General features: G+C 59.6%; 1 protein-coding gene. It reads right to left on the bottom strand.

The genetic code is table 11. From position 1 onward, the window contains the following. Positions 1-423: MFS transporter (locus MXD62_RS10255; RefSeq protein WP_248829094.1), on the bottom strand; the 423-nt coding region annotated here is incomplete at both ends.

Raw genomic sequence — 423 nt, 5'->3', positions numbered from 1 at the left:
ATAGCGAAGGGAATACGCCAGCCCCAGGACTTCATATCCGGTTCGCTGAGCATTTGCTGGAGGATGATCTGGACACCCAGTGCCACCAACTGTCCGGCAACAAGTGTGACGTACTGGAAGCTCGAGTAGAAGCCGCGGCGGCCGCTGCTGGCCATCTCGGACAGGTACGTTGCCGAGGTTCCATACTCTCCACCTAGCGACAACCCTTGGAGCAGGCGTGCAAGAACCAGAATGATGGGAGCCAGCACACCAATGGTGCCATAACTTGGGGTGCAGGCAATGATCAGAGAACCACCGGCCATGATGGTGATGGAAAGCGTCAGCGCGGCACGGCGGCCATGACGATCGGCGTAACGGCCCATCAGCAGGCTCCCTACCGGGCGCATTAGAAAGCCGACAGCGAAGATCGCCGCCGTGTTGAGC

This window comes from Frankia sp. Mgl5 (assembly GCF_023242985.1).
Taxonomy (GTDB): domain Bacteria; phylum Actinomycetota; class Actinomycetes; order Frankiales; family Frankiaceae; genus Parafrankia; species Parafrankia soli.
Note: the sequence above shows the minus strand (reverse complement) of the source record. Positions and strands in the feature narration are given on the sequence as shown.